The organism is Brevundimonas sp. Br13, assembly GCF_055391505.1.
The window spans coordinates 2,149,998-2,174,251 of the sequence record NZ_AP044008.1 but is presented as its reverse complement, the minus strand read 5'-3'; the positions used below and the strand labels follow the sequence as shown (position 1 = coordinate 2,174,251).

At 67.7% G+C, this 24,254-nt stretch carries 19 protein-coding genes and 1 tRNA gene; 7 read left to right on the top strand and 13 right to left on the bottom strand.

Annotation, left to right across the window (positions count from 1 at the left end; all coding sequences use genetic code 11):
- Positions 1-164: 164 nt before the first annotated feature.
- Positions 165-740: a prephenate dehydratase domain-containing protein gene (locus tag ACZ5M6_RS10720; protein ID WP_182713582.1), complete on the bottom strand. Its 576-nt coding sequence runs from the start codon at positions 738-740 to the stop codon at positions 165-167.
- 200 nt (positions 741-940) lie between these two features.
- On the opposite strand from ACZ5M6_RS10720, the gene ACZ5M6_RS10715 reads away from it, so the two are divergent.
- Positions 941-2,152 (top strand): FAD-dependent oxidoreductase, encoded by a 1,212-nt coding sequence (locus ACZ5M6_RS10715; protein ID WP_464158551.1) that lies wholly within the window; start codon positions 941-943, stop codon positions 2,150-2,152.
- On the opposite strand, the gene ACZ5M6_RS10710 is transcribed toward ACZ5M6_RS10715, so the two are convergent.
- Positions 2,130-3,500 carry a class II 3-deoxy-7-phosphoheptulonate synthase gene (locus ACZ5M6_RS10710; RefSeq protein WP_152950257.1) on the bottom strand — a complete coding sequence of 457 codons (1,371 nt, stop codon included), beginning with the start codon at positions 3,498-3,500 and terminating at the stop codon, positions 2,130-2,132. The two genes, ACZ5M6_RS10715 and ACZ5M6_RS10710, sit on opposite strands and share 23 nt — an antisense overlap.
- Before the next feature lie 213 nt (positions 3,501-3,713).
- On the opposite strand from ACZ5M6_RS10710, the gene ACZ5M6_RS10705 reads away from it, so the two are divergent.
- Entirely contained in the window at positions 3,714-3,905 is a 192-nt protein-coding gene (locus ACZ5M6_RS10705) for a hypothetical protein (protein WP_054765761.1), read from the top strand.
- A gap of 155 nt (positions 3,906-4,060) precedes the next feature.
- Positions 4,061-5,278 (top strand): LL-diaminopimelate aminotransferase, encoded by a 1,218-nt coding sequence (locus ACZ5M6_RS10700; RefSeq protein ID WP_183215551.1) that lies wholly within the window; start codon positions 4,061-4,063, stop codon positions 5,276-5,278.
- An 83-nt stretch (positions 5,279-5,361) separates the two neighbouring features.
- Here ACZ5M6_RS10700 and ACZ5M6_RS10695 read toward each other — a convergent pair whose 3' ends face one another.
- The 5 genes from ACZ5M6_RS10695 to ACZ5M6_RS10675 all read right to left on the bottom strand — a co-directional run bounded on the left by ACZ5M6_RS10695 (position 5,362) and on the right by ACZ5M6_RS10675 (position 9,308).
- The gene (locus ACZ5M6_RS10695; RefSeq protein WP_464158548.1) at positions 5,362-5,574 is read right to left on the bottom strand and encodes a hypothetical protein; all 213 of its coding nucleotides are present in this window, start codon (positions 5,572-5,574) and stop codon (positions 5,362-5,364) included.
- Positions 5,575-5,629: 55 nt separating this feature from the next.
- Positions 5,630-5,704: transfer RNA gene (locus tag ACZ5M6_RS10690), tRNA-Val, on the bottom strand.
- A 56-nt stretch (positions 5,705-5,760) separates the two neighbouring features.
- Positions 5,761-7,050: a dicarboxylate/amino acid:cation symporter gene (locus ACZ5M6_RS10685; protein ID WP_464158547.1), complete on the bottom strand. Its 1,290-nt coding sequence runs from the start codon at positions 7,048-7,050 to the stop codon at positions 5,761-5,763.
- Between the two features lie 114 nt (positions 7,051-7,164).
- Positions 7,165-7,878: an HAD-IA family hydrolase gene (locus ACZ5M6_RS10680; RefSeq protein WP_464158545.1), complete on the bottom strand. Its 714-nt coding sequence runs from the start codon at positions 7,876-7,878 to the stop codon at positions 7,165-7,167.
- Between the two features lie 17 nt (positions 7,879-7,895).
- The gene (locus ACZ5M6_RS10675) at positions 7,896-9,308 is read right to left on the bottom strand and encodes an FAD-binding oxidoreductase (protein WP_464158543.1); all 1,413 of its coding nucleotides are present in this window, start codon (positions 9,306-9,308) and stop codon (positions 7,896-7,898) included.
- Positions 9,309-9,393: 85 nt separating this feature from the next.
- On the opposite strand from ACZ5M6_RS10675, the gene ACZ5M6_RS10670 reads away from it, so the two are divergent.
- The gene (locus ACZ5M6_RS10670; protein WP_464158541.1) at positions 9,394-11,130 is read left to right on the top strand and encodes a patatin-like phospholipase family protein; all 1,737 of its coding nucleotides are present in this window, start codon (positions 9,394-9,396) and stop codon (positions 11,128-11,130) included.
- A 2-nt stretch (positions 11,131-11,132) separates the two neighbouring features.
- Here the strand turns inward: ACZ5M6_RS10670 and ACZ5M6_RS10665 are convergent, their stop codons facing one another.
- Both ACZ5M6_RS10665 and ACZ5M6_RS10660 read right to left on the bottom strand, forming a co-directional pair.
- Positions 11,133-12,938, bottom strand: a complete 1,806-nt coding sequence (locus tag ACZ5M6_RS10665; RefSeq protein WP_464160120.1) for an aminopeptidase P family protein — start codon at positions 12,936-12,938, stop codon at positions 11,133-11,135.
- 18 nt (positions 12,939-12,956) lie between these two features.
- Positions 12,957-13,823, bottom strand: coding sequence for a 50S ribosomal protein L11 methyltransferase (locus ACZ5M6_RS10660; RefSeq protein ID WP_054765755.1), 867 nt, complete (start codon positions 13,821-13,823; stop codon positions 12,957-12,959).
- A gap of 187 nt (positions 13,824-14,010) precedes the next feature.
- On the opposite strand from ACZ5M6_RS10660, the gene ACZ5M6_RS10655 reads away from it, so the two are divergent.
- A complete protein-coding gene (locus ACZ5M6_RS10655; protein WP_464158539.1) occupies positions 14,011-14,523 on the top strand; it encodes a hypothetical protein in 513 nt (170 codons plus the stop codon).
- 62 nt (positions 14,524-14,585) lie between these two features.
- Here the strand turns inward: ACZ5M6_RS10655 and ACZ5M6_RS10650 are convergent, their stop codons facing one another.
- Positions 14,586-15,482: a LysR family transcriptional regulator gene (locus tag ACZ5M6_RS10650; RefSeq protein WP_464158538.1), complete on the bottom strand. Its 897-nt coding sequence runs from the start codon at positions 15,480-15,482 to the stop codon at positions 14,586-14,588.
- A gap of 103 nt (positions 15,483-15,585) precedes the next feature.
- Between ACZ5M6_RS10650 and ACZ5M6_RS10645 the strand changes: the two genes are divergently transcribed.
- Positions 15,586-16,755 (top strand): MFS transporter, encoded by a 1,170-nt coding sequence (locus ACZ5M6_RS10645; RefSeq protein WP_464158536.1) that lies wholly within the window; start codon positions 15,586-15,588, stop codon positions 16,753-16,755.
- Between the two features lie 6 nt (positions 16,756-16,761).
- Here the strand turns inward: ACZ5M6_RS10645 and ACZ5M6_RS10640 are convergent, their stop codons facing one another.
- The 3 genes from ACZ5M6_RS10640 to ACZ5M6_RS10630 are packed head-to-tail and all read right to left on the bottom strand — an operon-like array spanning position 16,762 to position 22,395.
- Positions 16,762-20,124: an error-prone DNA polymerase gene (locus ACZ5M6_RS10640; protein WP_464158534.1), complete on the bottom strand. Its 3,363-nt coding sequence runs from the start codon at positions 20,122-20,124 to the stop codon at positions 16,762-16,764.
- A complete protein-coding gene (locus tag ACZ5M6_RS10635; protein ID WP_464158533.1) occupies positions 20,121-21,677 on the bottom strand; it encodes a Y-family DNA polymerase in 1,557 nt (518 codons plus the stop codon). The genes ACZ5M6_RS10640 and ACZ5M6_RS10635 overlap by 4 nt, the downstream gene beginning before the upstream one ends.
- Positions 21,577-22,395, bottom strand: a complete 819-nt coding sequence (locus ACZ5M6_RS10630; protein ID WP_464158531.1) for an ImuA family protein — start codon at positions 22,393-22,395, stop codon at positions 21,577-21,579. The genes ACZ5M6_RS10635 and ACZ5M6_RS10630 overlap by 101 nt, the downstream gene beginning before the upstream one ends.
- A gap of 247 nt (positions 22,396-22,642) precedes the next feature.
- Between ACZ5M6_RS10630 and ACZ5M6_RS10625 the strand changes: the two genes are divergently transcribed.
- The gene (locus ACZ5M6_RS10625; protein ID WP_464158529.1) at positions 22,643-24,172 is read left to right on the top strand and encodes a DEAD/DEAH box helicase; all 1,530 of its coding nucleotides are present in this window, start codon (positions 22,643-22,645) and stop codon (positions 24,170-24,172) included.
- The last annotated feature ends 82 nt before the right edge of the window (positions 24,173-24,254 follow it).

Here is a 24,254-nt window from a genome sequence, read left to right as displayed (position 1 = left end):
CGTATCGAAAGCCGTAAAAGCCGTAGCCGAAATAGAGGCCGGACACCGCGCGCGAACGGTCGAAGGAAACAGAAAGGGCGCGCTGGCGGGACATGGGTCCGGGTCCGGTTATGCGGATCGTTCGCGATCCGAGCGGCCTTAAAGCACGCAAAGACCGTGCGCCGTCAAGCCCTATCGGCCCCCAGGAGGACGAAACGCGTCCGGTTATCGCTGGAATCCTGAAGATCGTTGCGCAGGATCGACAGGCCATAGACCTCGGCGGCCCCTACCGGCGCAATGGCCGCCTGGGTCGGATCGCCCGCCTCGGCGACGTCGCGGGCGGCGCCGGCGGTGTCGAAATGCTCGACCACGTTCAGCTTCAGGCCCTTCAGTGTCCGTTCGCACTGAGCCAGGGCGATGGGGTGGCTGAGCACCCGCTTCAGATCGGCGATGCGCGCGCCGTCCAGTCCCATCAGGGCGTGGCGGATCGGCCGCCAGGCTTCGGCGACCACGCGAAGGCCGGAGTCGCGCACCAGGGTCGCGGCGGGTTCGACCACGCCGACGGAGGAGTTCTCGACCGGGATCAGGGCGCAGTCGCAGTCGCCGCCCTTCAGGGCTGCGATGGCCTCGGCGAAGGTCTCGAACGGCACAGCCTCGTCCCAGGGGCGAAGGGCCGTGCAGGCCTCATGACTGAAGGCGCCGGGGGCGCCCTGATAGGCGACCCGACCGGGGTTGTCGTCTTGCTGTGTTGGCTTGTCCATATTCATCACTTCCGACGGACCGCCGAAAGCCTTCCCTTTGCTGGCCGCGATCAGACGGAGCATAGTTGTCCGAGCCGTGACCGTTTCGCGCCGTATCTGCGGCGCCGCTTTCGTCCCCACAAGCCGAATGTGATCGTGGGGTGCTTTCGGGCCGCGCATGGTGCGGGTAGCGTCGCAGTTCGCATCTTCCGGAGCCGCTCATGTCCGTCGTCACCAGCTCCAACCGTCGGGCCGTGTTGACGGGCCTGGCGGGAGCCCTTGCAGGCTGCGCGCCGACGCCTGCCGTCCTGCCGACGACAGGGTTTGCCCCGCGCCGGATCGCGCCGATCCTGATGACGCCCGAGCGGATCATACGCATCACCGTCTGCACCCGTCCTTTTCGCCCGACAGGCCCGCGCCTGAACGTGGAGGCGGTCGGCGAGACCAAGGTGGTTCACAACTATGGCCACGGCGGCAGCGGCTGGTCTTTGTCCTGGGGCTCCAGCGCTATCGCAGCGCGCAAGGCCATGGCCCTGGCGGGTCTGGGGGGCGGTCCGCCCGTGGTCGCGGTGATCGGCAGCGGCGCCCTCGGCTTGACGTCGGCGCTCCAGCTTCAACGCATGGGGGCGCGGGTGACCATCTATGCGCGCGAACGGGCCGCCTTCACCCGATCCATGCGCGCCACAGGCAGTTGGACGCCGGACAGCCGCATCGCCGACGCTGATCGCGTCGCGGCTGACTTCCCCGCCCTTTGGGAACAGATGGCGCGCGAGACCTACGCCACTCACCAGACCTATCTGGGGACAGAAGGCGATCCGGTCGTCTTTAGCGACCGCTATATGCTGTCGGGCGCGGCGGACCTGCCGCGTACGGTCGAACCGCCGCCGATCCTTACCGCGCCTGGGATAAAGCCGATCCGATTCGCCGAATACAGGCTGGACGGGCTGGCGCCGCGATCCATCCCCCTGCCCGTTTCCGCCTCGCCCTTTCCGGTTGGGGAGACCCGCATGGTCAGCGCCATGCAGTTCAACGTCGCCGAACTGGCGCACCGGTTGGAGACCGAGTTTCTGAGCCAGGGCGGCCGGATCGAGACCCGCGCCTTCAACACGCCGGCGGATCTGACGGACCTGCCCGAGAAGATCGTGATCAACTGCACCGGCTATGGCGCAAAGGCCCTGTTCGAGGACAAGGAGATGATCCCCGTGCGCGGCCAGATCGCCTGGCTCGCGCCCCAGCCCGAGGTCAACTACGGCCTGCATTTCCGGGGCGTGACCGTGCTGTCGCGACCGGACGGGATCGTGGTTCAGGCCACGCGCAATGACATGAACGGCGTCGGTATCGACGACGAAACGCCGGACCGGGCCGAGGCGAACGCGACCATCGGCCTCGTCGCCCCGCTGTTTCCGTCGATCAGGCGGCTTCCGAGCGGCTGATCCGGCCTGCCTTCAACCGCTCGGCCACCAGGAAGGCCAGCTCCAGCGCCTGGTCGGCGTTCAGGCGCGGGTCGCAATGGGTGTGATAGCGGTTGGACAGGTCGTCCTCGGTCACGGCCTGAGCGCCCCCGATGCATTCGGTGACGTTCTGGCCGGTCATCTCCAGATGGACGCCGCCGGGGTGCACCCCTTCCGCCTCCGCCACGTCGATGAAGGTCCGCACCTCGCTGAGGATCCGGTCGAACGGCCGGGTCTTGTAGCCGTTGCCGGCCTTCAGCGTATTGCCGTGCATCGGGTCAATGGACCAGATCACCTTGCGGCCCGAGGCCTTCACTTCGCGCATCAGCTTGGGCAGGCGTTCGCCGACCTTGTCGTGACCGAAGCGGCCGATCAGCGTCAGTCGGCCCGAGACATTGTCCGGGTTCAGGACGTCGATCAGGGGCAGCAGGTCGTCGGCCGTCATTGTGGGTCCGCACTTCACGCCGATAGGGTTCTTGATCCCCTTCATGAACTCGACATGGGCGCCGTCCAGCTGACGCGTGCGTTCGCCGATCCACAGCATATGCGCCGAGGTGTCGAACCATTCGCCCGAACCGCCGTCCAGCCGCGTCAGGGCGCTCTCGACGTTCAGGAGAAGGGCCTCGTGGCTGGTGAAGACCTCGACCCGGCTCAGATCCGGATGGGTCTCGGGCGTGACGCCGACCGCCTCCATGAAGGCCAGGGCCTCGGTGATCTTGTCGGCCAGTTCGCGGTACTGGGCCCCGGCGGCGTTGTCGCCCGCAAAGCCCAGGGTCCAGCGATGGATGTTGTACAGGTCGGCATAGCCGCCGCCCGCGAAGGCGCGGAGCAGATTCAGGGTCGAGGCCGACTGGTTGTAGGCGCGGATCAACCGTTGCGGATCGGGCGCGCGCTCCTCCGGAGTGAACCCCATGCCGTTGATGATGTCGCCGCGATAGCTGGGCAGTTCGACGCCGTCGATCTCTTCCAGCGGCGACGAGCGCGGCTTGGCGAACTGGCCGGCGATCCGCCCCACCTTCACGACCGGCTTGCGGCCAGCGAAGGTCAGGACCACGGCCATTTGCAGGATCAGGCGGAAGGTGTCGCGGATGTTGTCGGTCGAGAACTCCTTGAAGCTCTCGGCGCAGTCGCCGCCCTGGAGCAGGAAGGCCTCGCCCCGCTCGACCTGCGAGAGTTTCGACGTCAGGCGCCGCGCCTCGCCGGCGAAGACGAGCGGCGGCAGGGCGCGCAGTTCGTCCTCGACCAAGGCCAGGGCGTGCGGATCTGGATAGTCCGCCGGCATGTGCAGGGCGGTCTTGGTTCTCCAGCTTTCGGGGGTCCAGCGTGTCATCCGAAAAGAATAGGGCCTTGCCGCCGCATGAACAACGAAAAGACGAACAGATATTGCGGCGGAGACCCAATTCTCGGCTGGCGGCGCCGGAAAAGGCGCCGTTTTGGCGCGCCCGGACCGTGAAATTTCCACGACATCGCCATCTAGCTCTGGCGTCCTGACAGGGCCGCCCCATCTCGTCGGAGGGGGCGAACCGTGAGCCGGAGATGCGCCATGACGTCTTACGACCTGACCCTGGACGAGATGCTGTCAGATCCCATCGTGCGTCGGCTGATGGAGCGCGACGGGGTCGCCGAGGCCGAGGTGCGCGGCCTGTCCGACTATGTGCGGCGGCGGCGAGGCCCGCAGAACCGCTCACCGACGCCCGCGCGTATCGGCGAGGAGCCGCGCGTCTTCATCGGCTAGGCCGGCTCGCAAGCTTCTTGCGTAGGAGCGGCGCGAGAGAGGCCGCGTCACAAGTTTTTGGCGGATAAAGCCCGTCAGCCTTCATCTTTCTGTTTCATGAAGCGCGCATCGGTGGCATCGCTTGCGCCCCCTTCACCTTCCACCCACAAAGACCGATGTCCGAAGAATTCTATCGCATGAAGCGCCTGCCTCCGTATGTGATCGCGGAGACCAACGCCATGCGAGCCGCCGCCCGTCAGGCCGGTGAGGACGTCATCGACCTCGGCATGGGCAATCCGGACCTGCCGCCGCCGCCGCACGTCATCGACAAACTATGCGAAGTGGCGCGAAAGCCGGACGCCCACGGCTATTCGGCCTCCAAGGGCATACCCGGCCTGCGCCGGGCCCAGGCCAACTACTATGGCCGTCGTTTCGGCGTCGATCTGGACCCCGAGACCGAGGTCATCGTCACCATGGGCTCCAAGGAGGGGCTGGCCAGTCTGGCGACGGCCATCACCGAACCGGGCGACGTGGTCCTGGCGCCCAACCCCTCCTATCCGATCCACACCTTCGGCTTCATCATCGCCGGCGCCGCCATCCGCAGCGTGCCGACCACGCCGGATGAACGCTATTTCGAGAGTCTGGAACGGGCCATGGCTTATACGGTGCCGCGCCCCAAGGTTCTGGTGATGAACTATCCGTCGAACCCGACAGCCGAGACGGTCGACCTGGCCTTCTATGAGCGGGTCGTCGCCTTCGCCAAGGCCAATGACCTCTGGATCATCAGCGACCTGGCCTATTCCGAACTCTATTACGACGGCAAGCCGACCGTCTCGATCCTGCAGGTGCCGGGCGCCAAGGACGTGGCGATCGAGTTCACCTCCCTGTCAAAGACCTACAGCATGGCCGGCTGGCGCATCGGCTTCGCCGTCGGCAATCGCAAGCTGATCGCCGCCATGGCGCGGGTGAAGTCCTATCTCGACTACGGCGCCTATACGCCGATCCAGGCGGCCGCTGTCGCGGCCCTGAACGGTCCGCAGGACATCGTGGATCAGAACCGCGCCCTGTATCATCGCCGCCGTGACGTCCTGATCGACAGTTTTGCGCGGGCGGGATGGGACATCCCCAAGCCCGCCGCCTCCATGTTCGCCTGGGCGCCCGTGCCCCCCGCCCTCGCCCACCTGGGAAGTCTGGAGTTCTCCAAGCAACTGTTGACCCACGCCAAGGTCGCGGTGGCGGCGGGCGTCGGCTACGGCGAGAACGGCGAGGGCTTCGTGCGGATCGCCCTGGTCGAGAACGAGCATCGGATTCGTCAGGCCGCGCGCAACATCAAGACCTATCTGAAGTCGATGGGCGTCAATGTGCCGCCGGGACGCGACGTGCCGGACGTCTGAGGATCAGGCTCTCGCTTTAATCTGGAGCCTGATTCACGGTTTCAGCGGAATCGCGAAGCGATTCCACTTCAACCGATCAGGCTCTAAGGCGGGCTTCTGACTTCCCAGTCCAGGGTCCAGCGGTTCGGCCCGGCGCGCTTCAGCTCCGTCACGGCCGCCGGAACCTGCCGGTCCAGACCGTCCAGCAGCGCCACCCCCTGGCCGATCGAGGCGATGGTGGCGTTTGTCTGCCAGAAGGGCCCGCCCAAACCTCTGAGCGAGAAGCGGATATGAACCGTGTCGTTGATCTCCGGCATCGACACTCTCGTCGCGTTCGCAAGCTGGGCTGCAAGGCGTCTATGAGGGAAAAGATGGTGGATGCGACAGGGATTGAACCTGTGACCCCCTCGGTGTGAACGAGGTGCTCTCCCGCTGAGCTACGCATCCATGCCTTGCGGAGGCGGCGACATAGCCCGGTCGCTCGCGCGGCGCAAGCGTCCGTTTCAGATTCCGGCCGCCTGAACGGTTTCGGGCGTCTCCGCCTCCGGATCGCCGGGCAGCCAGGCCACGTGGCCGTCATAGATATCGACGTTCAGAATGCCTTCCTCCCTGGCCACCAAGACCGGGACCAGCATCTGACCGGTCACGTTCGTCGCCGTCCGCATCATGTCGATGACCCGGTCGATGGCGACGATATAGCCGATGCCTTCCAGCGGCAGGCCGGCGGTGGACAGGGTCAGGGTCAGCATGACGATCGAGGTTCCCGGAACCCCCGCCGTCCCCAGCGAGCCCAAGACCGCAGTCAGGCCGATCAGTATGTATTGGGTCAGGGTCAGGTCGATCTGAAAATACTGGGCGATGAAGATCGAGGCGATGGCGGGATAGATGGCGCCGCACCCGTCCATCTTCACATTGGCGCCCAGAGGCACGGCGAAGGCGGCGTAGGCCTGGGGCACGCCCAGCCGCTCGACCGTCTGGCGCAGGGTGATCGGCAGGGTTCCCAGCGACGACGAGGTGGCGAAGGCGGTCTGCTGGGCCGCGAAGGCGCCGCGGAAGAAGCTGACGACCTTCAGGCCATGGAGCTTCAGCAGCCCCGAATAGACGACCAGTATGTGGAACAGGCAGGCGGCGTAGATGGCGCCGATAAACTTCAGCAGGGGCAGAAGCGCCTCCCAGCCATAGCCGCCGACGACCGAGCCGATCAGGCCGAAGACGCCGATGGGGGTCAGCTGGATCACCCAGCGGGTGATGCGGAATATGACTGACGCCCCCTCGTCCACCAGTCGCCGCACGCCCTGGGCCCGATCGCCCAGCGCGACCAGAGCCATGCCGACCAGGGCGGAGAAGAAGATGATCTGCAACACCTTCCCTTCGGCCAAGGCGGCGAAGGGATTGGTGGGGACGACGCCGATCAGCACCTCCAGCGGCGTCGGAATGACCCTTTCCTTGACCTCGCCCAGCGGCAGGTTCGACAGGCCCACGCCCGGATTGATCAGATGGCCGAAGGCGAAACCGACCAGCACGGCCAGCAGCGACGTGATCGCGAACCAGACGAGGGTGCGCACGCCCAGGCGGACGGCCCCCGCCCCTTCTCCCAGCTTGGCGATCGAGCTGGCGATGGTGAACAGCACCAGGGGCGCCACCACCATACGGATCAGGTTCAGATAGACGTCGCCGATCGGCTGCAGCCAGATCTCGGCCCTTTCACGCAGGATCAGGCCGGCGATCACCCCCAGGGCGAGGCCCGCGAAGGTGCGCTGCCAAAGCGGAATTTGGAAGAAGCGGGAGATCATGAAGGGGGCTTTCGGCTGGGATGGGCCAATCTGTCCATCGGCCCGCCGTTCCGCAACCGTCGTCGTGCCCGAACATGGCCAGTTTTCCTGCGTGCAGGCTTAAGCGCAGCTCTTTCAGACCTTCAGGGCCCGCCTTACGTAAAACTCGGCCAGAATGCCGTCGATCGCCTCTTCCACGTCTTCGAAGGCGTCGATCAGGACGTCTCCGCCCAGGGTGTCCACCGGCACGGGCGTGTAGCCGAAGGTGGTCAGGACACAGGGCATGTCGGCGTCGCGGGCCGCCTCGGCGTCGGGCGCGGCGTCGCCGACCATGATCGCGCGGGCCGGGTCACCGCCCGCCATCGCCACAGCCTCTTTCAGATGCGCCCCCGAGGGTTTGCGGGCGCTGACCCGATCGGGGCCGGCGACGGCCAGGAAATGGCGGCGAAGATCAAGCCGGTCCAGCAACAGTTCAGACAGGTCCGACCGCTTGTTGGTGGCGACCGCCAAGACTGCGCCGCGTTCGGCCAGGCGTTCCAAGGTCTCGACGACACCCTCGAACGCCCGCGAGCCGTCGGCGATATGGGCGGTGTAATCGACCAGGAACCGCTCAAAGAGCGCATCGGACCGGGCCCGTTCCACATCGGCGCCGGCCGCCTCGAACCCATGCGCCAACAGCGCGCGCGCGCCCGAGCCGATCAGGGTTCTCGCCGCTTCGGGGGGCGCAGGGGGCAATCCCTCCTCGATCAGCAGACGGTTCAGGGTTCCAACCAGATCTGGAGCGGAATCGACCAGGGTGCCGTCCAGATCGAAGAGGACGGTCCAGCCGTCCAGGTCACGCAGGCCCATATCTTCGCCCCGTCCCTCTAGAAGAGCACGGAGGGGTTCATGATCCGCTGCGGATCGATGGCGCGTCGGATGGCGGCCATGGTCTCGATCTCCAGCGGCGACTTGTAGCGTTTGACCTCTTCGGTCTTCAGCCGACCCAGGCCGTGTTCGGCCGAGATCGAGCCGTCATAACGCCCGACGACGTCGTGAACGACCTGCGAGCCCTCTTTCCAGCGGCCGATGAAGGCCGCCACATCCTCGCCGACGCCGGGCAGGATGTCGTAGTGCAGATTGCCGTCGCCGACGTGGCCGAACACCGAGACACGGGCGCCGGGATGGAAGCGCTCGACGGCCGCTGTGGCCTCGTCGATGAATTCGGCGATGCGGCTGATCGGGACGGAGACATCGTGTTTCCACCCGCCGCCCTCGGGCTTCAGGGCCGCTGAATGCTCTTCACGCAGCCGCCAGAAGGCGGCGCGTTGCGCATCGTTCTGCGCTATGGCGGCGTCGGTGATCAGCCCCTCCTCAAAGGCGACTTCCAGCAGCCGCTCCATCTGGGCCTCGGCGCCCCCCGCCGTCCCGGACGCGATCTCGATCAACACATACCAATTCGGCGTCGTGTCCAGCGGTTCGCGGGTGTCGGGGATGTTCTTGAGCACCAGCTCCATGCCCAGACGTTTCATCAACTCAAAGGCCTCGACCCCGCCGCCGGTCTCCGCCTTGGCGCGGGCGAGCAGTTCGATGGACGCCGCAGCCGTTTCCAGGGCGACCACGGCGACCGCGCGTGACCGCATGATCGGAAACAGCTTCAGGGTGGCCGCAGTGACGACGCCCAGGGTGCCCTCCGCACCAATCAGCAACTGCTTGAGATCATAGCCGGTATTGTCCTTTCGCAGCCGCTTCAGACCGTGAAAGATCTCGCCGTTCGGCAGGACCGCCTCCAGGCCCAGGACCAGGTCCCGCATCATGCCGTAGCGCAGCACCTGGGTGCCGCCGGCGTTGGTGGAGATCACCCCCCCGATCGTCGCCGAGCCTTCGGCCGCCAGGCTGAGCGGAAAGGCCCGTCCGGCCGCCGCCGCCGCCTGCTGGGCCTCCAGCAGGGTCAGACCCGCCTCCACCGTCATGGCGTCGTCCAATGGGGTCACGTCGCGCACGGCCCGCATCTTCTTGAGGGACAACAACACCTCGCCGAACGGGATCTGTCCCCCGACCAGGCCCGTGCCCCCGCCCTGGGGGGTGACGGCCACGCCCGACTGGGCGCAGATGGCGATCACCTTGGCGGTTTCCTCGGTCGAGCGCGGCGTCAGCAGAATAGGCGTATGGCCCGTCCAGCGGTTTCGCCACTCCGTCAGGGACGGGGCGATGACCTCTGGATCCTCGGTCCAGCCGCCAGGGCCGAGGGCGGCCTTCAGCGCGTCGAGGACAGCGGTCGAGGGAATGGCGTGGGGCATTCGCCCCTTTTGTCAGGCGTCGCGATCGGTTGAAAGGCGTTTTCGCGCCATTTCACCTCCTCCCTTATCTGCCGTACAAGACGGCATGGCTCCGCTTCGTCCCGACACCCTGGCCGTCGCCCTGGCGCGCATCTTCGAAGGACCGATGATCGATCGCGCCAGTTGGTTCGCCCTGACCGGGGGCGAGCGGCTGTTTGCGGCGGGCGATCCGTCCGACACCCTCTATCTGGTCCGCTCGGGCCGGCTGGGGGTGTTTCACGTCGAGACGGATCAACCGCCCCAGTTGGTCGGCGTCATCCGGCCCGGAGAGCCGGTCGGCGAAATGGCCATGGTGGCCGGCACCCCGCACACCGCGGACGTGGTCGCCCTGCGCGACACCGAAATCCTGGCCCTGCCGCGCGAAGCCTTCTTCGACGCCGCTCGATCCGAGCCGGATCTGCTGGTCGAACTGTCGCGCCTGATGATCCATCGCGCCCGCGAGCGGGCCGTGGGCGCCGCCGAGCCCAGCGTCTTCGGCTTCGTCTCGGCCCGCCCGCGCCCGATCCGCGCCTTCGTCGAACGGATCGCGGCGGGCGTCCAGGCCATGGGCTTCACCTGCAAGGTGATCGATCAGTCGGCTCTCAGCTCGGCCGCCGAATGGTTCAGCCGGGTCGAGGACGACCACGACTATGTCCTCTATGTCGCCGAACTGGACCAGAAGGCCTGGGCCGAGCTGTGCGCCCGCCAGGTCGATCGCCTGTTCATCGTCGGCAGCGGGCTTCTGGCCCCGCCGTCGGACCTGCCCCGGCGTATGGGGTTCGGCGACGGCCGGCGCCTGACCGATCTGATCCTGCTGCGCGATCCGCGCATGAACCGGCCGGCCAACACTCGCGTCTGGCTCAATGTGCTCCAGCCGGACCGCTGGTTCCATTGCGTCGAGGGAGTCGAGACCGATTCGGACCGCATGGCCCGCGTTATCACCGGCACGGCGGTCGGCCTGGTCCTGTCGGGCGGCGGGGCGCGGGCCTATTGCCACATGGGGGCGATCAAGGCCCTGGAGGAGGCCCGGGTCCCGATCGACTTCGTCGGGGGCGCCTCCATGGGGGCGGTGGTGGCGGCGGGCCCGGCCATGGGCTGGTCGTTCGAGCGGCTGGACTTCGAGGTCCGGCGCGCCTTCGTCGAATCCGACCCTCTGTCCGACCTGGCCTTTCCCATCATCGCCATGTCGCGCGCCCGCAAGGTGGCCCGGCTGCTGGAGCGGGCCTATGGCGACACCGATCTGGCCGATCTCTGCCTGCCCTTCTTCTGCGTCTCCTCCAACCTGACATCAGGCCGGATCGAGGTTCATCGCGCCGGCCTGATGCGCCGGGCCATGCGCGCCTCGATCGCTATTCCCGGCGTCCTGCCGCCCGTGGTCATGGACGGCCAGGTTCTGGTGGACGGGGCGGTGCTGAAGAACTTCCCCACCAGCGTGATGCGCCAGCTGAACAGCGGCCCCATCATCGGCGTGGACATGTCCCAGACCCGCGGCGTCGATCCGGCCGCCCTGGAGAATCCCCCCTCCTGGTGGAAATGGGTGCTGTCGGGCGCCTGGAAGGCCGGCCCGCCCATCGTCTCCATCCTGATGCGCTCGGCCACCATCACCACCGACGCCGAGATGGAGCAGTCGCGCGCCGCCGCCGACGTCCTGATCCTGCCGCGAACCGGCGGGACCGACATCCGCGACTGGAAGGCCTATGACGAGCCGGTCGCCTCAGGCTACGAGGCGACCCGGGCGGCCCTGGCGGACCTGCCCGTTCCCGTCACCCACCTGCGGCGGCGATCCCGCGCCTTCGACCTGTAAGTTCAGAGCGGCGCGCAGGCCTGTTCCAGCCAGGCCCGCACCTCGCCCTCGACCAGGGGGCCGACCTTGGCCAAGGTCTCGGCGTGATAGGCGTCGACATAGGCCCGCTCGTCCGGGGTCAGCAGATCGACCGCGATCAGCTTGCGGTCGATCGGGGCGAAGGTCAGCTGTTCGAAGCCGTGCATCGGCCGCTCGCCGCCCTCGGGAACCACGGCCGGCGTCACCACCTGCAGGGTCTCGATGCGGACGCCCCAATGGCCCTCGCGGTAATAGCCGGGCTCGTTGGACAGGATCATCCCCTCCAGCAGCGGCTGGCTGGTGCCCCATTTGGCGATCCGCTGCGGCCCCTCGTGGACGCCCAGATAGGAGCCGACGCCGTGGCCGGTCCCATGGTCGTAATCCAGCCCCGCCGCCCACATCGGCGCCCGCGCTATGGCGTCGAGCGCCATGCCGCTGGTCCCCGCCGGGAAGCGGATCGTCGCCATGGCGATATGGGCCTTCAGCACCAGGGTGAACTTGTGACGCTGGTCCGCCGTCGGCTCGCCCACCGCCATGGTGCGGGTCACGTCGGTCGTCCCGTCCAGATACTGGCCGCCGCCGTCCACCAGCAGCAGGGAGCCCTTCTCGATCCGTCGGATCGTGGCCCCGACCGGCTTGTAATGCGGCAGGGCGCCGTTCGGCCCGGCTCCGGCGATGGTGTCGAAACTCAGGTCCTTCAGGGCGCCCGTCGCCTCGCGGAACCGCTCCAGGGTCTCCACCACCTCGCGCTCGTCCGGCAGGGTCTGCTGGGCGACCGTGTCGACCCAATGCAGGAAGTTGGCCAGGGCGGCGCCGTCGCGGATATGGGCGCGTCGGCTGCCCTCGATCTCGACCGCGTTCTTGGCGGCCCGCGGAACGGCGCAGGGGTCCATGGCCCGCACCACCGTCGCCCCCGCCTGCTCCAGCCGGTCGAAATACCAGGCGGACGACAGAGCGGGATCGATCATCACCTTCTTGCCGGCCAGACCATCCAGCGCCTCGCCCAGCCGCTCGGGCGCCTCCAGCTGGACCTCGTCGCCCAGCCAGCCGGGCAGTTTATTGGTCACCTTGGCCGGATCGAGGAACAGGCGCGCCTTGCCGTCGGCCTCCAGCACGGCCTGGCCGATCGGCAACGGCGAGCGGATCACGTCGCCGCCGCGCACATTGAACAGCCAGGCGATCGACATGGGCGCGGTCAGAACCACGGCCTCGGCGCCGGCGTCCGCCACGGCCCGACCGATCCGCGCCCGCTTCGCCGCATGGGCCTCGCCGGAATAGACATCTTCGTGCGGGACGACCGGGGCGGTCGGCTGGGCCGGACGATCCGCCCCCCAGGCCAGGTCCAGCGGATTGGCCTCGACCGGCTTCAGCTCCGCCCCCGCCTTCTGGGCCGCCGCCTTCAGCGGGACCAGGGCGTCCGGGCTGTGCAGACGCGGATCATAGCCGATTACCTGGCCGGGCTTGGCCGTTTCCAGATAGGCGGCGACGTCGTTCAGGTCGCGCCGTTCGAACAGGGCCGGATCGGTCTGGACCTTGACCTGCACCGTATAGCGGCCGTCGGTGAACATGCTGGCCCGGTCCTGGAACACCACGGCCGCCCCGGCCGAGCCGTTGAAGCCGGTGGCCCAGGCCAGCCGCTCGTTGGCGTCGGGCAGATATTCGTTCTGGTGTTCGTCCTCGTGCGGGATCAGGAAGCCGTCCAGCCCCTGCTTGGCCATCTCGGCGCGCAACAGCGGCAGGTGTTTGGCCCCGAAGGACGGATCGGTGGTCTCGTCGAAGGTCTGGCGCATCATCTCGTCTCTCGTTCCTCAGCCCATTCGCCGCAGCACCAGGGCGCTCCAGGCGTCGTGATGGATGCGCTTCTCCAGACGGAATCCGCGCGACGTATAGGCCGCCGTCACCCGACGTTCCTGGGTCCGCAGCAGGCCCGACAGTATGGCGACCCCGCCCAGGCTCAGCGCCGTCTTGATGTCCTGCGACAGGGCCACCAGCGGCGGGGCCAGGATGTTGGCGAAGACCAGATCATAGGGTCCGTGCTTTCTCACCCGCTGGTCGTTCAGGCCCGAGGCGTGGACGAAGCTGGCGTGGGCCTGGTTCAGGGCGGCGTTCTCATTGGCGATCCGCACCGAAGGGGCGTCGATGTCGGTGCCGATGGCGATCCGGCTGCCGGTGCGGGCCGCCGCGATCGCCAGGACGCCCGTGCCGCAGCCGACGTCCAGCACCCGCTCGAACCGCTCCCGCTTCAGCAGGTCGTCGAAGGCTTCCAGACAGCCGACCGTCGTGCCGTGGTGGCCGGTGCCGAAGGCGGCGCCGGCGTCGATCTTCAGATTGACGGCGTTCGGCGGAACCCGTCCCTCGTCATGGGCCCCATAGACGAAGAAGCGCCCGGCCCGCACCGGCGGCAGGCCCGACAGCGACATGGCCAGCCAGTCGGCGTCGGCCAGCTTCTCGACCGTGACGGTCACGGCGTAGTCGGCCAGGGTCGCCTTCAGACCCTCGACCTCGTCCTCGGTCGTCGGGAAGGCGTCGATACGCCAGAGATTGCGATCCTCGTCCTCCTCCAGGATGGAATAGGTCGCCCCCTCCAGCATGGGATCGGCGTCGATGGCGGCGGCGGCGGCCTCGGCGCTGTCGCGCGAACCGCGTGCGATTATCTGAACTGCGGACTCGGACATTTCTCAAACACCGCTAAGATGGCGAATCGTTGCGATCCGGCGCTTCGTCCTCCCGACGCCGCCGGGCTTTTTAACTAACCGAGGGGTCGGGGAATACATGGCCAAGTCACCGTCTACGTCTAAACCTGCGTCGCCGAAACCGGCGACCGCCGCTTCCAAGCCTAAAGCCGCGCCGAAGTCGAGCGCTGTGAAGGCCGTCGCCGAGAAAACCGCCGCGCCCAAGGCGACCAAGCCCGCCGCTGCAAAGCCTGCGCCCAAGACGGCCGCCCCCAAGGCTGCAGCCGCCAAGCCCGCCGCCAAGGCCCCGGCTGCGAAGCCGGCCGCCAAGGCCGCCGCTGCGAAGACCGCTGCGCCCAAGGCCGCACCGAAGGCGGCCGCCAAACCCAAGGCCGCTCCGGCCGCCAAGGCTGCGCCGGTGAAGGCCGCTGCGCCCAAGGCGTCCAAGCCCGCTGCAGCCAAGCCCGCCGCCAAGACCACAGCCGCGAAGCCGGCCGCCAAGGCCGCTGCGCCCAAGCCTGCCGCCCCGGCCGTCGTCGCTGCGCCGACGCCCGCTGCGGTCGTTGCGCCGGCCGCCGCCGCTCCGGCGCCGAAGCCGGTCGAAACGCCCAAGCCCGCCGCTCCGACCCCGGCCGCCGCGCCGAAGACGGATGAAAAGAGCTTCTTCGCCAAACTGGGCGATCTGATCTTCGGCAAGCGCTGAGTTCAAATCGCAGTCGAGACTGAAGCTCGCCGGACGGGTCCGCTCGTCCGGCGATTTCCGGTTCAGCGCAGCCGTTCCGCCAGAAAGTCCACGAAGACCCTTACCCGAGCCGGCATATTGGCGCCGCCCACAAAGACGGCGTGGATCGGCTCGCGATCACCAGGATTAAAGGCTTCCAGCAGCGGGACAAGCCGCCCCGTTTCGATGGCGTCCGCGACGCTGAAATTGCCCACTCGCGTCACCCCGACGCCGGCCAGCGCCAGCTGCGTCAGCGTCTCGCCATTGTTGGCCTCGATCGGTCCCCTCACCGTCAGGGCGTAATCCCGGCCGTCGCGCCGGAAGGGCCAGACCGGCTCGGCCCGGCGGAAATTGAAGTTCAGACAGTCGTGATCGTGCAGATCCTCCGGGACCTGCGGCGCGCCCCGTCGCGCCAGATACTCCGGCGAGGCGACAATGGTCCGCCCCGTCTCGCCCAGTCGGCGCGCCGTCAGCGGACTGTCGGCCAGCGGTCCGAACCGGATGGCGACATCGGCCTGGCCCGCCGCCACATCGACCACGACATCGGTCAGGTTGAAGTCGATCAGTATATGCGGATACAGGCGGGCGAACTCGCCCAGCAGCGGCACGACGCGCTGGCGGCCGTGGGCCAGGGACGCGCTGACCCTGACCCGCCCGCGCGGGGCTCCCTGGTCGGAGATGACCCGCTCGGCATCGTCCAGATCGGCCAGGATCCGACGCGCCGCCGCCAGATAGGTCTGGCCCTCCGCCGTCAGCGTCAGCACCCGCGTGGTCCGCAGCATCAGCCGCACGCCCAGCCGCGCCTCGATCCGGTCGATGGTCCGGCTGATCGCAGACGGCGTCAGGTCCAGCATCCGCCCCGCAGCCGAGAAACTGCCGCTTTGCGCCACGGCGGCGAACACTTCCATCTCTCTCGCGCGGTCTACGCCGGTCGTCTGCATCTGTGCGTCCAGATCAAAAATCTTTGGCCTGAAGCCTGCCTAACGCTGGCGCGGATCGCCGTCCATCTGTGCGTCCGGACAAGGACATCGCCGAAGGACAACCATGAAACTCAATCCTCCCCTGCTCGCCCTCGCCGCCGGCGCCTTCGGTATCGGCGTGACCGAGTTCGCCCCGATGGGTCTGCTGCCCGTCATCGCCACCGATCTCGGCGTTTCCATTCCCACGGCCGGCCTGCTGATCAGCGCCTATGCCCTGGGGGTCATGCTGGGCGCGCCGCTGATGACCCTGACCACAGGCCGTATGCCGCGCCGAGCCCTGCTGATCGGTCTCGCCGCCGTCTTCACCGTCGGCAACCTGCTGTCAGCGATCTCGACCGACTACGCGATGCTGCTGATCGCGCGGGTCATCACCTCGCTGAACCACGGCGCCTTCTTCGGCGTCGGCTCGATCGTGGCCGCCGGCTTGGTCCCGCCGAACCGTCAGGCGGGCGCCGTCGCCGCCATGTTCATGGGCCTGACCATCGCCAATGTCGTCGGCGTGCCCCTGGCGACCTGGGCCGGCGACGCCCTGGGCTGGCGCGCCAGCTTCTGGGGCATCGCCGCCATCGGCGTGGGGGTCATGGCCGCCCTGCGCCTGACCCTGCCCCAACTCTCCGCTCCGACCGGCGGAAACATCGCCGCCGAGCTGCGCGTCCTCAGTCGCGGCTCCGTGCTGGCGGCACTGGCCCTGACGGTGATCGGCTCCAGCGCCATGTTCACCGTCTTCACCTATATCGCCCCGATCCTGCGCGAGCAGACCCACGCCTCGCTCGGCTTCGTTACCGCCATGCTGGTGACCTATGGGCTGGGCCTGACGCTCGGCAACTGGCTGGGCGGCAAGTTCGCGGACAAGTCCGTGGACCGGACCTTGATCGTGACCCTGGCCTCCCTGTCCGCCATCCTGGTCGCCTTCGCTGTCGCCATGCCGTTCGCGGTCCCGACCTCGATACTGGTCTTCCTGTGGGGGATCGCCAGCTTCGCCCTGGTGCCGCCGCTCCAGGTGCGGGTCATGGGCGCCGCCGGCGATGCGCCCAACCTGGCCTCGGCGATGAACATCGGCGCCTTCAATCTGGGCAACGCCATCGGCGCGGCCGTGGGCGGAGCGGTCATCGCAGGAGGCCTCGGTTATCCAGCCGTGTCCTTGGCCGGAGCCGTCGCTTCCGGACTGGGCCTGTTGCTGGTCCTTTTCCTAAGCCGCAAGCGGACAGCGGTGGCGGCCCCCGCCACCTGCTGACGTCCGTCAGTGAAAGTCGCGCGACCCCGGCAAGATTCGGACGTCGCGCGGATGCCGGCCGGTCGGGCTGCGCGGGCCTTGCGGATATTTCACCGCATCCGCCCGCGACAGCTCGACCTCAAGGTCATAGTCCTCGGACAGCCGCCCCAGCTCGGCCGAACGATCGATCACCCGCCGCGCCATGACGTGCAGCACGCCCTCGACGCTCTTTTCGACCGTGCCCTCCACCTCCATCAGCCGCGCGGCCATGACCTCACGCCGGAAAGTCTCGAACAGCCGCGCCCACAGCAGGATGTTCACCACCCCGGTCTCGTCCTCCAGGGTCACGAAGATGGCGTTGCCCGTGCCGGGCCTCTGGCGCACCAGCACCACCCCCGCCGTCTTCACCAGCGCCCCGTGCCTCTTGGCGTAGACCGCCTCGGCGCTCAGCACCCGCTCGGCGTCGAACATCGGCCGCAGGATCTGCATCGGGTGCCCCTTCAGCGACAGGCGCGTCGTCTGATAGTCGGTGGCGATATGCTCCTTCAGCGGCATCAGCGGCAGGTTCGCCGCCGCCTCGACGCCCAGCTCCCGCGCCCGCGCCGCCTGGAACAGCGGCAGGGGCTCGTCGTCCGGCAAGCGTCTGACCGCCCACAACCCCTCGCGTCGATCCAGCCCCATCGACCGAAACGCGTCCGCATCCGCCAGCTTCCGCATCGCGGCCGCCTCCAGCCCCGTCCGCCGCGCCATCTCCTCCACATCGACGAAGGGAACCTCGCGCGCCGCGACGATCCGGTCCGCCCAAACCTGTTTGAACCCGTCGATCTGGCGCATCCCCAATCGCAAGGCCGGATATTCCGGTCCCCGTGCCGTCGGCTCCAGCCTATTGTCCCAGAGGCTGTGGTTCACGTCGATCGGCCGCACCTCGACCTTCTGCGGGCTCTCCTGCGCATCCCGCACCAGTTGGGCCGGCGCATAGAATCCCATGGGCTGGCTGTTCAGCAGCGCACAGGCGAACACCGCCGGATGATGACATTTGATCCAGGACGAGATGTAGACCAGCCTGGCGAACGACACCGCGTGGCTCTCGGGAAAGCCGTACGAACCAAAGCCCTTGATCTGCTCGAAACATCTTTGGGCGAAGGCGGGGTCGTAGCCGCGGGCGATCATCCGACCGACCATTCGCGCCTCGTACTTCCAGAGCGTCCCGTCGCCTCGAAAGGTGCCCATCGCCTTGCGCAGACCATTGGCCTCGGCCGAGGTGAACTCGGCCGCCACCATGGCGACCTTCATCGCCTGCTCCTGAAACAGGGGCACGCCCAGGGTCTTTTTGAGCACCTTCTTCAGTTCGTCCGGATCATGCGGCGGGCCGGGCCGGGCGTAGTCCGGCGCCTCCAGACCTTGGCGTCGACGCAGATAGGGATGCACCATGTCGCCCTGGATCGGCCCCGGCCGGACGATCGCCACCTGAATGGCCAGATCGTAGAAGGTCGCGGGTTTCAGCCTCGGCAGCATGTTGATCTGCGCCCGGCTCTCCACCTGAAAGACCCCGATGGACCGCCCTTCCTGAAGCATGCGGTAGACGGCCGGATCTTCGTCGGGAACCGTGTCCAGCCGCAGGTCCGCCACTCCCAGCGACCGCATCAGATCGAACGCCTTGGCGATACAGGTCAGCATCCCCAGCGCCAGAATATCGACCTTCATCAGACCCAGGGCGTCGATGTCGTCCTTGTCCCATTCGATGAAGGTCCGGTCCGGCATGGCCGCATTGCCGATGGGCACGACCTCGTCCAGCCGGTCCTGGGTCAGGACGAAGCCGCCGACATGCTGTGACAGGTGACGCGGGAAGCCCAGCAGCCGCCGCGTCATGGCGACGGCGCGCGCGATCTGCGGATTGGCGACTTCCAGTCCGGCCTGGGCGACGTGGCCTTCGGTCATGTCGCTGCCGAAACTGCCCCACTGACTGCCGGCCAGCCGCGCCGTCACATCCTCGGTCAGACCCAGGACCTTGCCGACCTCGCGAATGGCGCTGCGCGGTCGGTAACGGATGACCGTCGCCGCTATGCCCGCCCTGTGCCGCCCATACCGGTCGTAGATGTGCTGAATGATCTCCTCGCGCCGCTCATGTTCGAAATCGACGTCGATATCCGGCGGCTCGTTTCGATCGGCCGACAGGAAGCGTTCGAACAGAAGATCATGCTGGCCGGGATCGACCGAGGTGATCCCCAGCACATAGCAGACGGCCGAATTCGCCGCAGATCCTCGTCCCTGACACAGGATGCCCTTGTCGTTCGCGACCTGGACAATGTCGTGGATGGTCAGGAAATAGGGCGCCAGATCGCGCTCCCGGATGTAGGCGAGCTCCTTGTCGAGATCATCGCGCACCTTCTGAGGCGCACCCTGCGGATATTTCTGGTCCAGGTTTCGATCGACCAGGTGCGCCAGCCAGTCCTGTGACGACCACCCCGGCGGGATCGGCTCCTCGGGATAGTTGTAGCGAAGATCCTCAAGGTCGAACCTCACCCGCGCCAGCATATTCTGCGTCTCCGCCACCGCCTCTGGCGCATCGGCGAACAGGCGGACCATTTCCCGCGGCGGCTTCAGGCGGCGCTCGGCGTTCTCTTCCAGCCGTCGCCCTGCCGTTTCCAGAGTCACGCCTTCGCGGATACAGGTCAGGACATCCTGAAGGTCGCGCTGTCCGGCCTCATGATACAGGACGTCATTGACCGCCAGCAGGGTGGCGCCTGTCCGCTTCGCCATCGCCTTAAGCCGCGCCAGGCGGCGCCGGTCGTCGCCGGAACGGGTCATGGCCGCCCCCAGCCAGACCGCGCCCGGCGCCGCCGCGACCACTCGCGCCAGCACGGCCTCCAAGCCTTCCAGACGAGGCGGCGGCATGACGATCAGCAGCAATCCCTCGGGCGCCGCGCACAGGTCGTGCAGGCCGATCTCGCATTGACCTTTCCTGGCTCGACTGTTGCCCAGCGTCAGCAGGCGACACAGGCGCGCCCAGCCCTGGCGATCCTCCGGATAGGCCAGAATGTCCGGCGCGCCGTCATTGAACCGAAGCCGGGCGCCGAGAACCAGTTTGAAGGCCTGGGCGCGCTGCTTGACCCGGTCGCTCAGGGCCGGGTCGTTCATCGGATCCTCGACCCAGCCGACCTCGCCTGGACCGCCGCCCTCGCGCACCTTGTCCGGCGGCGACAGCCCCTCCTCCTTCAAGGCCTTCAGCGCGCTCCAGGCCCGGACCACGCCCGCCAGACTGTTGCGATCAGCCAGACCCATTCCCGTATGGCCCAGCAGGATCGAAGCCAGCACCAGCTCCTTCGGATGCGACGCCCCCTCCAGAAAGGAGAAGTTGCTGCGCGTCGCCAGTTCGGCATAGGCGGTCATGCGAAGACCCCGTGCAGGAACCAGCGCGGGGCCGGCTCCTCGCCGTAGAAGCCGGAACGGAACAGCCAGAAACGCCGTCCCTCCTGGTCCTCGACCCGGTAATAGTCGCGCGTCGGCTCCTGGGGCCCCTGCAACCTGCGCCACCATTCGGGCGCGATGCGCTCGGGGCCTTCGACCCGGACCAGCCGGTGGTCCACCCGCCGCCAGATGAAGCGGTTAGGCGGATGATCGGGCACTTCCGCCGTGGCCAGAACCGGCTGGGGCGGATCGAACATCTGCAACGGCCGCAGCGGCGGGTCGGCAGGGTCCGGTTCGGACCAGGCGACGATCTCGCCCAGGGCATGGGCCGCCGGGCTCAGGCGGACGGCGCGTTCGGGCCAGTGCGACTCTATCGGCTCGAACCGGCTGACCGCCTCCGGCCCCAGACGCGCGGTCAGCCGGTCGATCAGTCGCCCCAGATCTTCAGCGGTGGACGGGGCGGCCTCGAAGCCCCGCTGGCGCGAGGCCAGGCGGTCGGCGACTGTCACCGACAGACGCAACTGATCGAATCCGAACCCCGGATCCAGGGGCCGCGCCAGACTGGCCAGCCGTTCGCGGAACAGGCGCAGCACGGCCGCCGCCTCGCGGGTGGGACGGCCCGTGCGCACGGTGATATGGCGCACCTCCCCGTCCAGGCGGAAAAAGCCGGCCTGAAACGCGCGCCCGCCCTGACCGCGCAGGTCCAGCCGGTCCATGGCCTCGACCAGCAGGTCGCCGATCACCGCCTCGATGTCCGGGGTCTCCGTGATCGGTTCGACCAGAATGCGATCGACGCAGACGAGCGGAACCGGCCGTTCGGGACGGATGCGGACGTCTTCGCGTCCCAACACCCGGTTCAGCCGCGTCGCCGCTGCGGCCCCGAACCGGGCGGCGATGGGCGCCGTGGGGCGGTCCGCCAGATGCGCCAGGGTCTTCAGGCCCGCGCGCGACAGGGCCTGGGTCTCCTTGTCCGACAGTTCCAGCGCCGCGACCGGCAAGCGACGCAGGGCCTGGCTCTGGTCCTCGCCCTGATAGATTCCGCCCCGCCCGAAGCGGGCCAGGGCCCGCGCCGCCTCGGGCGTGCCGGCCAGGGCCAGGCGCGTCGCCAGACCCACGCCCTCAGCCCGCGCCGCGACCGCCCGGATCAGTCCTTCTTCACCCCCGAACAGGTGGGCGCAACCGGTCACATCCAGCGCCAGGCCGTCCGGCCCGTCCGTCGCCGCCATCGGGGTGAAGCGTCCGAAATCCAGCAGCACCCGTCTCAACAGGGCCGTGTCCGCCTCGGGCCGGTGCGGCTCCACGCGGATATTCGGCGCCCGCGCCCGCGCGTCCGCCAGAGTCATGCCCGGCGACAGACCCAGAGCCAGGGCGGAACCATTTGCAGCGGCCAAACGGAGCCCGCCCTTCACCTTTTCCACCAACACGGTGGCCGGTTCAGCCGTAGCGTCTGAGCCCCTCTCCTCGCGCCTCAGCCGATCTGTCGGCAGCAGGGGAAACCAGACCGCCAGATAGCGCCGGTCGTTGCGGCTGTTCATGTCCGGCATTCTGCCCGCCCTGTTCGAAGATTCCGCGCTCACGATCCCACTCCATGATCCAGCTTCTCGGCTGCGCGCCCAGCCGATGTCGCAACAGTTCGACCGCATAGGTCGGATGGCCAGGGGCCTCCGCTTCCAGCGCCCGCGACAAAGCCCCCCTGATCCGCCACCGCGTTTCGGCTGCACTGGGCTGGGGCTGGGCCGCCAACCGGGTCAGGAGTGCAGTCGCCCGTCCCTGCCCTGCCGCCATCGACAGGCGACGCGTGGCGGTCAGGCTCAGCACCTTGCTCTCGCCCCAGGCTGTCAGCAGCACCGCTCCCACGGCTCCACCGGCCAGGGCTTCCTCTCCCGCCGCCAGCAGATCCTTCGTCTCCTTGACCCGCACCAGCACCAGCCGGCCGGGATCCAGCCCCAGTTCGCGCAGGCCCGCCCCATAGATCCGCCCCGTCTCCAGTTCGGCCATGGCCTGGACCCCCCAGACCACAGGTCGATCGCCCGCCGTCCGGCGGACCAGTCCCAGAGCGAACCCCAGGGCCGCTGTCGCATCAGGCGTAGTCGCGGCGTAAACCTCGTGCAGCCCATGGGTCGCCAGCCCGCCTAGATGCCGGTCAGCCGCCTCCAGTCCGAGATCGAAGCGTGCGTCGTCCACTGGATGACCGGCTGCCTCCAGGGTTTTCAGATGTTGGCGCAGGGCTTCGATCTTGCGGTCGGACCGCACAACAGTTCTCCTTTTGTTCTCTTATATGCCTCTTTCAGGCCACGAGGAGTCAAGCGACCTCCAACTTGACCATGGGAATTTATTCCGCTTCAGCAGGCCGAAATAGCGAGAATACTTGACTTTGTCGGAGGGGCTTCTATATCGCCCCCAGCCTCGGGACAGGTCTGCGATCCGCGCCGCCCGCTCGCCCAAAGAGGGGCGGTTCCGTCGCTGCTATGCACGCAGACGCTTTTCGTCCCAAGGATTCATGACAGAATTTTCCCAACTGGGCCTTTCGCCCACGACCCTGCAAGCGGTCGCCGACACCGGCTATACGACCGCCACCCCCATTCAGGAACAGGCGATCCCCGTCGCCCTCGCCGGCCGCGACGTCCTGGGCATCGCCCAGACCGGGACGGGCAAGACCGCCGCCTTCACCCTGCCCCTGGTCGAGCGCCTGGCCTCGGGCCGCGCCCGTGCCCGGATGCCGCGCGCCATCGTGCTGGCCCCGACCCGCGAACTGGCCGACCAGGTCGCCGAGAGCTTCGCCAAATACGCCAAGGGCACCAAGCTGAGCTGGGTGCTGCTGATCGGCGGCGTCTCCATGGGCGACCAGGTGGCGGCGCTGAACAAGGGCGTCGACGTCCTGATCGCCACTCCGGGCCGCCTGCTCGACCTGTTCGAACGCGGCAAGATGCTGCTGACGGGCGTCGAGATCATGGTCGTCGATGAAGCCGACCGGATGCTCGACATGGGCTTCATCCCCGACATCGAACGGATCTTCAAACTGACGCCGCCGCGTCGCCAGACCCTGTTCTTCTCGGCCACCATGCCGCCGGAGATCACCCGCCTGACGACCGCCTTCCTCAAGGATCCGACCCGGATCGAGGTCTCGCGTCCCGCCCAGACCGCCGACACCATCACCCAATATCTGGTTCGCATCCCCACCAGCGACCCCAAGGCCAAGCGCACCGCTCTGCGGGCCATGATCGAGCGGTCGGACGTCAAGAACGGCATCGTCTTCTGCAACCGCAAGTCGGAAGTCGATATCGTCGCCAAGTCGCTGAAGACTCATGGCTTCGACGCCGCCCCCATCCATGGCGACCTGGATCAGTCGCACCGGATGAAGACCCTGGCCGACTTCCGTTCGGGGGCGCTGAAGATTCTGGTGGCGTCCGACGTCGCCGCGCGCGGTCTGGACATTCCCGACGTCAGCCACGTCTTCAACTACGACGTCTCGCACCACGCCGACGACTATGTGCACCGCATCGGCCGCACGGGCCGGGCCGGCCGTCTGGGACAGGCCTTCATGATCGTGACCCCGGCCGACGACAAGTCGCTGGATAAGGTGCTCAAGCTGATCAAGAAGGAGCCGGAGGAGTTGGTCCTGGACGGCGTCGATTTCGACACGACCAAGAAGCCCGCCCAGCGCGATGACAAGGGCGGACGCGAAAGAACCGGCCGCGGTGGGACGCGATCAACGGACAAGACGGAACAGGCCGTCGCGGCGTCTGCGGAAATCCCGACCGAAGCGCAGACCGCCGAGGCTCCGGCCCGCTCTCGCAGCCGCCGCAAGACCAAGCCGGAGGCCGCGCCTCCGCCAGCGGTCGAGGCGACCCTCTCCGAGCCGGTTTCTGTCGATTCGGATCGTCCCGCCCGTGCGGAACTCGAGCCTCAACTGCGCCAGTCCGATCGCCGCGGCGAACGCCGGCCGGAGGAGCGCGAGCGGACCGGGGTCAAGGGTTTCGGCGACGACATACCCGCCTTCCTACGCCGACCGGTGATCATTCACGGCTGATCCCCGCTGATTTACGCCCTCTCCCCGCCTGCTGTTTACCCGGTGTTACGGATAGACATCTAATGTCCTGCGAAACTCTAGA